We start from the raw sequence: 9,384 nt of genomic DNA on the forward strand, positions 1-9,384 counted from the left end.
ACGCAGGAGAGGGGCGGCCCGTCCGGAAGGACGGACCGCCCCTCTCACGCGCGCCTGGAGCCCGGACGTGCCGGGCCCCGCGGCCAGTCAGTCCCCGCCACCGCCACCTCCACCCCCGCCGCAGTACGAGTAGCCCCCACCGCCTCCGCCCGTACCGCGAGGCGAGTGCTTGAGGAGGCCCTTGCCGCCCACCTCTGCCCGGCGGATCAGACCCGCCCGGAGGGCGAAGCGCGGCACCAGCAGCCGCAGGGCCGCCTCGCCGTGCAGCGCGACGGCCAGCAGCCGGTCGTGGTCGGTCAGGCCGCGCCTGCTCGCGGGCAGCGGATGGCGCTGCCGCAGGTCCCGCACATGGCGGCGGGCGCCGCGCGTCGGGCCGAGCAGCGGGTAGCGCAGCAGGCCCGCCTCCGCGAGCGGAATGCGCATGAGAGCCAGCGCGAGCCGTACGTCCGGATCCTTGGCCAACGTCCGGAGACCGGCGGGCTCGTGGAGACAGACGTGCACCGCCTGGGCCAGGAGGGACGGCGCTCGCTCCGCGCTCACGGCGTCCGCGATGCCCGCCCGCATCGTCCCCGGCCGGTCCGCCTCCACCAGGCCCCTCAGACACAGGTCCACCACGGCGACGGTGACGGCGGCCCGCGGACCGTCCCCCAGCAGTGCGATCTCGTGCGGCTCCAGCCGGACCGCCGTACCGTCGCCCATGGCTTCACCCCCGTGCCGGGGCCCGCCGCCCCCGTGCCGGCGGGCCCCGTGTGTCGGGAATGTGCCCGGCCCCGGGGGCGGTTGAAGCCCCCGGGGCCGGGTTCAGAGGTTCATTTGAGGGTTCCGTACAAGGCGTACGACCGGTGCCGTAGGCGTGTTCACACCTCGTGGTGTTCCGACAGCCCCGGCCAGTCGTCCGGGCCGCCGCCCTGCCATTCGACGAGGTCGCTCTCCGCGACGTCGGTGACGTACAGGTCCGCCAGCCGCAGGATCTCGGCAACGTCGTCGGCGTGCGTGGCGACGCCCAGGGGCTCCTCGCCCAGGGTGACCCGGCGGGATCCGTCCAGGGCGGGGGGATGGACCACGACATGCGGGTGTTCGGTTGGGTGTGCCATGCCTTCAGGCTGCTGCGGCCGGGGCGGTTCCGCACCCTGAGACGGGCTGCGGTTCCGCACGCCGGGACGGGTTGGCCGTCCGGCGGCGCGAGGCTGGGCGCGACAGGACATTCGCGCCGCCGGACGGGGCCTGGGGGTGGTGCTGGTGCTGGGACCGCGGCGGGTGTGACGGAATCCGGAACGGTCTTCCCTCAGGTCGAGAAGCCCGTCCGGGTCCTTCACCACCGCACTGGCTCACACTCCGCCGCGGTCCGCGCCCTGCCCGCGTCCGTGCCCGGGGGCGACCACCCCTCATCCGGGTCGTCCCCGGGCGGTCGGACACGGTCAGGGAGTTCAGTCCTCGCGCAGGGCGCGGACCGCATCCTCCACGCGCCGCCCGTACTCGGGGTCGGCGGTGTGGAAGTGCGCGAGGTTCCTCTCGATCACGTCGTCACGGGAGACCTGCGCGAGGCCGCCGGCGATGCGCTCGCGGTTGCAGCGCGCGAGCTTCTCCAGCAGCTGCTGGTCCTGGAGCAGAAGCGGGCCGCCGACGCCGGCGGTGGCGGAGTTCTGGTTGTCGGCGACGGGGGCGCCGGACTCGGTGGTGAGCACGCGCTGCGGCATCGTGACCTTCCGTACGCGAGGGAAGCGGAAAAATGTTTCCGATTTGTGGAGCCTGGGGTCGGGGATCGGAGCGCCAACGTTTTGTTGAAGCGATGGGCATGGGTGGGACCGGGCGGCGCCGCCCCTTTGGGCGCGACAGGACAGGTGTCAGCGGCGGCGCCGCCCGGGGTATGGGGACCCTCGGGGTCATGAGGGTCTGCGAGGTCAGATCCGGGCGCCGGAGAGCCGCTCCACGGCCCGCAGCAGCGCCGAGTGGTCCAGGCCGCCGTCGCCCTGCGCACGCAGGGACGCGACCAGCTGGGCGACCGCGGCGCCGACGGGCAGGGCCGCGCCGACGTTGCGGGCGGCGTCCGTGACGATGCCCATGTCCTTGTGGTGCAGGTCGATCCGGAAGCCCGGCTTGAAGTCCCGGCCGATGAAGTTGTCCTTCTTGCGGGTCAGCACGGTCGAGCCGGCGAGACCGCCGTTCAGGACGTCCAGGGCCGCCTTCAGGTCCACGCCGGACTTCTCCAGGAAGACCACCGCCTCGGCGCACGCCTGGATGTTCACGGCGACGATCAGCTGGTTGGCGGCCTTCACGGTCTGGCCGGAGCCGTGCGGGCCGCACAGCACGATGGTCTTGCCGAGCGCCTCGAAGACCGGCCTGGCCTGGTCGAAGTCGGCCTGCTCGCCGCCGACCATGATGGACAGCACGGCCTCGATCGCACCGGCCTCGCCGCCGGACACGGGGGCGTCCAGCACGCGGATGCCCTTGTCCTTCGCCGCCTTCGCCAGGTCGACCGAGGTCTGCGGGGTGATCGAGGACATGTCGATCAGCAGGGCGCCGGACCTGGCGTTCTCCAGGATGCCGTCGGGGCCGTAGGCGATGGCCTCGACCTGCGGGGAGGCGGGCACCATCGTGATGACGACGTCGGCGTCCCGCACGGCCTCGGCGATCGAGCCGGCGGCCGTGCCACCGGAGGCGGCGAGGCGGTCCAGCTTCTCCCGCTCCAGGGTGAAGCCGGTGACGTCGTAGCCCGCCTTGAGCAGGTTCTCGGACATGGGGGAGCCCATGATGCCGAGGCCGATCCAGGCGATCTTGGGCAGTGCGTTGCTCATGGTGTGCCTTTCGGTGCGGGGGTCAGCGGGGCAGCCAGTCGAAGGCCTCGGCGCTCGGGCGGTCGCCCGGCTTGTACTCGAGGCCGACCCGGCCGTCGTAACCCGCCTTGCTCAGCTGGTCGAGGAGGTCTTCGAGGGGCAGCGAGCCCGTCCCGGGGGCGCCGCGGCCGGGGTTGTCGGCGATCTGGACGTGACCGGTCTTCGCGGCGTACCGCTCGATCACCTGCGGCAGGTCCTCGCCGTTCATGGACAGGTGGTAGAGGTCCATGAGGAAGCGGGCGTTGCCCAGCCCCGTCGTGTCGTTGACCTTGTCGACGACGCCGACGGCGGCCGGCGCCGACACCAGCGGATACGACGGCGACTCGGGCTGGTTGAGCGCCTCGATCAGCAGGATCGCGCCGATCCGGTCGGCGGCCCGGGCCGCGAGCGCCAGGTTCTCCAGCGCGAGCGCGTCCTGCTCGGCCGGGTCCGCGCCCTCGACGCGGTTGCCGTACAGGGCGTTGAGCGCCTTGCAGCCCAGGGAGGCGGCGAAGCCGACCGCCGCGTCGATGTTGGCGCGGAACCTCTCCGACTCCTCGCCCGGGATCGACAGGGCGCCACGGTCGGGGCCGGGCAGTTGACCGGCGTAGAAGTTGAGGCCCGTGAGCTGGATGCCGGCGTCCTCGACGGCCTTCTTCAGCGCGTCGAGCTCCGACTGTTCAGGGGTGGGCGAGTCGACCCACGGCCACCACAGCTCGACCGCTGTGAAGCCGGCCGCGGCGGCGGCCGCGGGACGCTCCAGGAGCGGGAGTTCCGTGAAGAGGATCGACAGGTTGACGTTGAAGCGCTGGTCTGCGAATCCCATCGGGCCGCGCTCCCTTCCATTAGTTTCGTATCGTGGAAGTCGCTTTCTGCTTACCGGAAGACTGCCGCCGGGTCTCGTGGCTTGTCAAGGGGAAGGGGGATGCGTCGGGACGTGATCCGTGGCCCGAAAACGTGTGAGGTCCACCGTCTGGGCGGGCGTGAGGTCGCGGCGCGGCGGGCGTCTGAGCGGTGTTGTCACCCGCGGGCGCACGCGCACCGGCCCGACCAGCGCATGCTGGTGCGGCGGGAGAGTGACGGACGCCGGCCTTGGGCGCTGAGCAGGAGGGACGCGACTCGCGTCCCTCCTGTCTCATGTTCCTCGGGGGGGACTCCCTTGACAACGACACCGTCCGGCGGCCGTCACAGACGCCGGATACGCATCGCCCTGCCCGTCGCCGTCGCCGCCGCCGGCGTCGCCGCGGCCGTCGCCGCCACGCTGATGACTTCTTCCGCCGGTGCGGCCACCGCCGTGCCGAACCCGACGATCAAGCCGGCCATCGGCTCGCCCTCGCTCTCCACCCTGGAAAAGCGCATCGCGGGTGCCCTCGCGGGCGACGACACCCCGGGGCAGACGACCGAGAAGTCGTCGCTGAGCTCCGGCACGAGCACGTCGAGCATCGACCCGAAGATCATCGGCGGCAGCGAGACCACCATCGGCACGGCCCCGTGGATGGCCCAGCTCTGGTACCACGACGACAGGAACACCCCCGAGACCAACGACGACGTGAGCTTCTTCTGCGGTGGCGCGGTCGTGGCACCGACGAAGATCCTGACCGCCGCCCACTGCGTCAGGGACGGGAGCAGGGACTACAACTGGCAGGCTCACGGCGCCGTCGTCACAGGTACTGCTCAACTGCCCACCGCCGACTCCACCGGCACCACCGACCTGCACGGCGGCCAGGCAACGGCCGTGCTGCGTCAGTGGTGGCAACCCGGGTACGACCCGGTGGACAAGGAAGTGGGGAGGTACGGGGACGACCTCGGCATGCTCACCCCGGGTCAGCTCCACCGGTGACGTGTACTGGAAGCACTTCGTGCTCAACAGCGCCCGCACCGGCGGCTCCTGGACCGACACGAAGATCGCCACCGGCTGGAAGACCCGCACCCGGATCATCGCGCCGGGCGACGTCACCGGCGACTACCTGCCCGACATCCTGTCGGTGGACTCCGGCGGGACGCTGTGGATCTACCCGGGCAAGGGCAACGGCACCTTCGGCTCCCGCTTCTCGGTCCGCACCGGCTGGAACCAGTACAACTCCGTGCGCGGCCACGGCGACTTCACCGGTGACGGCAGAGCCGACCTGCTCGCCCGCCAGGCCGGCACCGGCGACCTGTACCTGTACAAGGGCACCGGCAAGGCCGGCTCCGAGGCCTTCTCCTCCCGGATCAAGGTGCGCAGCGCCTGGACCGGCTACAACGCCTTCGACGCGGTCGGCGACATCAGCGGCGACGGCAACGCCGACTTCCTGGCCCGCACCCCCGGCGGCACGCTCTACCTCTACAAGGGCACCGGCAAGGCGACCTCCGAGATCTTCGCTCCACGGGTCTCGGTCGGCGCCGGTTTCCAGCAGTACGACATCTGGGGCTGAAACCGCAGGTGAGCGAGGCTCACCTGCGGGGACGGTCACGTACAGTGCCCATCGCCGCATGCGGTGGGAACTGTGCGCTGTGCAACCCTTGCCGCCTCTTCACCACCTGACCGCCTCGCCGCCCGGTCTCCGACGCGACCTTCCGCCCCACCCCCGGCCGCCGCCGGCACACGACGCGCCCCTGGCGCACCAGGCGGGCCAGCCGCGTCTGCCGGCGGTCGGTCGGACTTCTTCAGGCCTGCCGTGCCGCCCCGGAAACCGGTTTCCCATCGGCGAACCTCGGCGGTGGAGGACCATGGAGACCGATGGAGGGCGGGTGCCCGCGCGCGGAACGCGAAGTGCTCGCGCAGGCGGTCCGGTCCGCCACGGTGTCGGCTAGGGTCGCACAGGTCACAACGGTTCTGGGGGCACTATGCGACTGAGAGTGGAGTTCACGACCGAGCCCTTCGACCTCGACGAAGCGCCCGCGCACGCGGTGGTCGCCCGCGAGGTCGTGGAGGCCGCCGAACTGGACGCCGTGGACGTCGGCCCGTTCGGCAACACCGCCGAGGGCGGCGCCGACGCGGTGCTCACCGCAGTGGACGCCCTGCTCCGCAAGACCCTGGAGGCGGGCGCCACCCGGGTCTCGCTCCAGGTCAACGTGATCGAGGAGGGCGAGGCATGAGCGGCGCCGGGGACGAGCCGTTCATCGCGGCCGTGAAGCCCCTGGTCGACGCCATGGGCGGCGAGATGATCCCGCCCGACGAGGCGGGCCCCGACGACGTCGTCCTGTCCTGGGAGGGTGCCGACGCCGTCGCCGTACGGCTGCCGCAGCTCGCCGACTCCCTCGACCACATCCTCGCCGCCATGGAGCGCCGCAAGGGCATGCCGCTGGCCGACCTGGACCGCAAGGCCAAGCAGGAGGTCGTACGGATCCTCGAGGCGCGCGGCGCCTTCTCCGTGCGGCACGGGGTGGAGACCGTGGCGAGCGCCCTGGGCGTCAGCCGCTTCACCGTCTACAACTACCTCAACCGCGAGAAGGGCACCTGACCGGGCTCATGCCCTGGCGGGCTCATGCCCGGTTTCGCCGCCTCGCCGGGTTTCGACACACGGAATTTTCAACAAACTGTTGACGTGCTGTCGCGGGAGGGCGTTAGCTATCGGCACGCCCGTTCAGCACGAAGGCCGTACCCGGCCACGGAGGCTCCCGTGACTTCCACTTCCACGCCGCCGGGCCTGGCCCGGTTCAACGCCATCGAGGAGCACGCGGCCTTCACCGCGCTCCACGAGGCGTGCGCCTCCACGGCGTGGGCGAAGCGGCTGCTCGCCGCCCGCCCCTACGCCAGCCCCGAGGCGCTGTACGCCGCGAACGACGCCGCCACGGCGGCGCTCACGGCGGAGGACCTCGCGGAGGCGATGGCCGGCCACCCGCCCATCGGCCGCCCGAAACCCGGCGACCCCACCTCGGCCCGGGAGCAGCGCGGCATGGCCGGCGCCTCCGACGCGCTCAAGGCGGAGATGCTGGAGCTGAACCTCGCCTACCAGGAGAAGTTCGGCCACGTCTTCCTGATCTGCGCAACCGGCCGGACCGGCGAGCAGATGCGCGACGCGGTCAGGGAACGGATCGGCAACACGCCGGAGCGGGAGCGGGAGATCGTCCGCACCGAACTGGGGAAGATCAACCGCATCCGCCTGGCCCGACTCGTCGAAGAGGACTGACAGCAGCATGAGCACCTCCGCCACCGCGTCCGTGTCCACGCACATCCTGGACACCAGCGCCGGCCGCCCCGCCGAGGGCGTCGCCGTCCGGCTCTCCGCCCGCAGCGGGCGCGCGGCGGACTGGCGGGCGCTCGGCGGCTCCGCGACCGACGCGGACGGCCGGTGCAAGGACCTCCCGGCCCTGCCGGAGGGGACCACCCACGTACGGCTCGACTTCGCCGTCGAGGCGTACTTCGAAGAGAACGCGAAGTTCGCGACCAAGCAAGCCGATGCGCAGCAGGACGCCCCCGCGAATCGGGACAGCGGCGCCGGGGTGTTCTTCCCGGAGGTGGCGATCACGTTCGCCGTCGTACCGGGCGAGCACTACCACGTACCGCTGCTGCTCAACCCGTTCGGCTACTCCGTATACCGAGGGAGCTAGCTACTCATGCCCACCATTCTGGGACAGAACCAGTACGGCAAGGCCGAGAACCGAGTCGTCAAGATCACGCGGGACGGCACCACCCACCACATCAAGGACCTGAACGTCTCCGTGTCGCTGAGCGGCGACATGGACGAGGTCCACTACTCCGGCTCGAACGCCAACGTCCTCCCCACCGACACCACCAAGAACACGGTGTACGCGTTCGCCAAGGAGCACGGCATCGAGTCCGCCGAGCAGTTCGGCATCCACCTCGCCCGCCACTTCGTCACCAGCCAGGAGCCGATCCACCGGGCCCGGATCCGCATCGAGGAGTACGCCTGGGAGCGGATCGAGGCCCTCGACGCCAACCCGCAGTCCACCGGCGCCGACGAGGCCAAGCACTCCTTCGTCCGCAAGGGCCAGGAGATCCGGCTGACCCAGATCACCTACGACGGCTCGTCGTGGGAGGTGATCTCGGGCCTGAAGGACCTCGTCGTGATGAACTCGACCAACTCCGAGTTCTGGGGCTACGTCAAGGACAAGTACACGACGCTGAAGGAGGCCTACGACCGCATCCTGGCCACCCAGGTCTCCGGCCGCTGGCGGTTCAACTGGACCGACGACGGCCAGCGCATGCCCGACTGGGAGAAGTCCTACGAGCAGACGAAGAAGCACATGCTCCAGGCCTTCGCCGAGACGTACTCGCTCTCGCTCCAGCAGACGCTGTACCAGATGGGCGCGCGGATCATCGACAACCGCAGCGAGATCGACGAGGTCCGCTTCTCCCTCCCGAACAAGCACCACTTCCTGGTCGATCTGGAGCCCTTCGGCCTCAAGAACGACAACGAGGTGTACTACGCCGCCGACCGCCCCTACGGCCTGATCGAGGCGACGATCCTGCGGGACGGCTGCGAGGCGAAGATCCCCGTGGACCTCACCAACCTCTGACGTTCCCTCTTTCGGCACCCGCGGCCGGGGAACCCTTCTCCTCGGCCACGGCACTCAAACTCCCAGGGTCCTGCCGTGCCCCCTCAACCTCAGCGCAAAGGACGAACCATGGCAGCAGCCCAGCGCATCGTCATCGAGAACGGTGCGATCGCGACCGTCGACGCCGACGACACCGAGTACGCCTCCGGGCACGTCGTCCTCGCCGGCAACCGCATCGAGTCGGTCGGCGCGGGCAAGGCACCCGAGGGTCTGGAGAACGTCGTACGCCGTATCGACGCCTCCGGTCACCTCGTCACCCCCGGACTGATCAACACCCACCACCACTTCTACCAGTGGATCACCCGGGGCCTGGCCACGGACCACAACCTCTTCGACTGGCTGGTCGCGCTGTACCCGGTCTGGGCGCGCATCGACGAGCCGATGGTGCGCGCGGCGGCCCAGGGCTCGCTCGCGATGATGGCCCGCGGCGGCGTCACCACCGCCATGGACCACCACTACGTCTTCCCGCACGGCTCCGGCGACCTGTCCGGCGCGATCATCGGCGCCGCCCGCGACATGGGCGTCCGCTTCACCCTCGCCCGCGGCTCCATGGACCGCAGCGAGAAGGACGGCGGCCTGCCCCCGGACTTCGCCGTCGAGACCCTCGACGGGGCGCTGGCCGCCACCGAGGAGACCGTGCGACAGCACCACGACTCCTCCTTCGACGCCATGACCCAGGTCGCCGTCGCGCCCTGCTCGCCCTTCTCCGTCTCCACCGAACTGCTGCGGGACGGCGCCCAGCTGGCCCGCCGCCTCGGCGTACGGCTCCACACCCACGGCTCGGAGACCGTGGAGGAGGAGAAGTTCTGCCACGAACTGTTCGGCATGGGCCCGACCGACTACTTCGAGTCCACCGGCTGGCTCGGCGAGGACGTGTGGATGGCGCACTGCGTCCACATGAACGACTCCGACATCGCCGCCTTCGCCCGTACGAGGACCGGCGTCGCGCACTGCCCGTCGTCCAACGCCCGCCTCGCGGCCGGTATCGCCCGCGTCCCCGACATGCTCGCGGCCGGCGTCCCGGTCGGCCTCGGCGTCGACGGCACCGCGTCCAACGAGTCCGGCGAAC

12 protein-coding genes and 1 pseudogene are annotated in these 9,384 nt (G+C 71.0%); 8 read left to right on the forward strand and 5 right to left on the reverse strand.

Annotation, left to right across the window (positions count from 1 at the left end):
* Positions 1-87 precede the first annotated feature (87 nt).
* The 5 genes and pseudogenes from AOQ53_RS21495 to AOQ53_RS21515 form a co-directional block, all read right to left on the reverse strand.
* Complete coding sequence (locus tag AOQ53_RS21495) at positions 88-699, reverse strand: hypothetical protein (protein ID WP_059419623.1); 612 nt, start codon at positions 697-699, stop codon at positions 88-90.
* A 158-nt stretch (positions 700-857) separates the two neighbouring features.
* Positions 858-1,094 carry a hypothetical protein gene (locus AOQ53_RS21500; RefSeq protein WP_059419625.1) on the reverse strand — a complete coding sequence of 79 codons (237 nt, stop codon included), beginning with the start codon at positions 1,092-1,094 and terminating at the stop codon, positions 858-860.
* 363 nt (positions 1,095-1,457) lie between these two features.
* Positions 1,458-1,697: pseudogene (locus AOQ53_RS21505) on the reverse strand (catalase); the annotation flags it as partial.
* A 204-nt stretch (positions 1,698-1,901) separates the two neighbouring features.
* Positions 1,902-2,795, reverse strand: coding sequence for a 2-hydroxy-3-oxopropionate reductase (locus AOQ53_RS21510; RefSeq protein WP_059419628.1), 894 nt, complete (start codon positions 2,793-2,795; stop codon positions 1,902-1,904).
* 22 nt (positions 2,796-2,817) lie between these two features.
* The gene (locus AOQ53_RS21515; protein WP_059419631.1) at positions 2,818-3,639 is read right to left on the reverse strand and encodes a TIM barrel protein; all 822 of its coding nucleotides are present in this window, start codon (positions 3,637-3,639) and stop codon (positions 2,818-2,820) included.
* A gap of 333 nt (positions 3,640-3,972) precedes the next feature.
* Here AOQ53_RS21515 and AOQ53_RS48115 point away from each other — a divergent pair, with 333 nt between their 5' ends.
* The 8 genes from AOQ53_RS48115 to AOQ53_RS21555 form a co-directional block, all read left to right on the forward strand.
* Positions 3,973-4,653 carry a trypsin-like serine protease gene (locus AOQ53_RS48115; protein WP_059419632.1) on the forward strand — a complete coding sequence of 227 codons (681 nt, stop codon included), beginning with the start codon at positions 3,973-3,975 and terminating at the stop codon, positions 4,651-4,653.
* Position 4,654: 1 nt separating this feature from the next.
* Complete coding sequence (locus AOQ53_RS48120; RefSeq protein WP_059419633.1) at positions 4,655-5,227, forward strand: FG-GAP repeat domain-containing protein; 573 nt, start codon at positions 4,655-4,657, stop codon at positions 5,225-5,227.
* Between the two features lie 412 nt (positions 5,228-5,639).
* On the forward strand, positions 5,640-5,891 hold the full coding sequence (locus tag AOQ53_RS21530) for a thiamine-binding protein (protein ID WP_059419634.1): 252 nt from the start codon (positions 5,640-5,642) through the stop codon (positions 5,889-5,891).
* On the forward strand, positions 5,888-6,256 hold the full coding sequence (locus tag AOQ53_RS21535) for a helix-turn-helix domain-containing protein (RefSeq protein ID WP_059419636.1): 369 nt from the start codon (positions 5,888-5,890) through the stop codon (positions 6,254-6,256). The genes AOQ53_RS21530 and AOQ53_RS21535 overlap by 4 nt, the downstream gene beginning before the upstream one ends.
* 159 nt (positions 6,257-6,415) lie before the next feature.
* The gene (gene uraD, locus AOQ53_RS21540; protein ID WP_059419638.1) at positions 6,416-6,925 is read left to right on the forward strand and encodes a 2-oxo-4-hydroxy-4-carboxy-5-ureidoimidazoline decarboxylase; all 510 of its coding nucleotides are present in this window, start codon (positions 6,416-6,418) and stop codon (positions 6,923-6,925) included.
* Between the two features lie 7 nt (positions 6,926-6,932).
* On the forward strand, positions 6,933-7,346 hold the full coding sequence (gene uraH, locus AOQ53_RS21545) for a hydroxyisourate hydrolase (protein WP_059419640.1): 414 nt from the start codon (positions 6,933-6,935) through the stop codon (positions 7,344-7,346).
* Positions 7,347-7,352: 6 nt separating this feature from the next.
* Entirely contained in the window at positions 7,353-8,276 is a 924-nt protein-coding gene (gene pucL, locus AOQ53_RS21550; protein WP_059419642.1) for a factor-independent urate hydroxylase, read from the forward strand.
* Between the two features lie 108 nt (positions 8,277-8,384).
* The coding region (locus tag AOQ53_RS21555; protein WP_059419643.1) for an amidohydrolase family protein at positions 8,385-9,384 on the forward strand (1,000 nt) is incomplete at its 3' end.

The organism is Streptomyces azureus (assembly GCF_001270025.1).
GTDB lineage: Bacteria > Actinomycetota > Actinomycetes > Streptomycetales > Streptomycetaceae > Streptomyces > Streptomyces azureus.

Excerpts from the sequence above, each read along its gene's own strand:
- AOQ53_RS21530 (WP_059419634.1), top strand. The coding sequence starts at position 5,640 with ATGCGACTGAGAGTGGAGTTCACGACCGAGCCCTTCGACCTCGACGAA.
- uraH (WP_059419640.1), top strand. The coding sequence starts at position 6,933 with ATGAGCACCTCCGCCACCGCGTCCGTGTCCACGCACATCCTGGACACC.
- AOQ53_RS21535 (WP_059419636.1), top strand. The coding sequence starts at position 5,888 with ATGAGCGGCGCCGGGGACGAGCCGTTCATCGCGGCCGTGAAGCCCCTG.
- pucL (WP_059419642.1), top strand. The coding sequence starts at position 7,353 with ATGCCCACCATTCTGGGACAGAACCAGTACGGCAAGGCCGAGAACCGA.
- AOQ53_RS21500 (WP_059419625.1), bottom strand. The coding sequence starts at position 1,094 with ATGGCACACCCAACCGAACACCCGCATGTCGTGGTCCATCCCCCCGCC.
- AOQ53_RS21515 (WP_059419631.1), bottom strand. The coding sequence starts at position 3,639 with ATGGGATTCGCAGACCAGCGCTTCAACGTCAACCTGTCGATCCTCTTC.
- AOQ53_RS21510 (WP_059419628.1), bottom strand. The coding sequence starts at position 2,795 with ATGAGCAACGCACTGCCCAAGATCGCCTGGATCGGCCTCGGCATCATG.
- AOQ53_RS21495 (WP_059419623.1), bottom strand. The coding sequence starts at position 699 with ATGGGCGACGGTACGGCGGTCCGGCTGGAGCCGCACGAGATCGCACTG.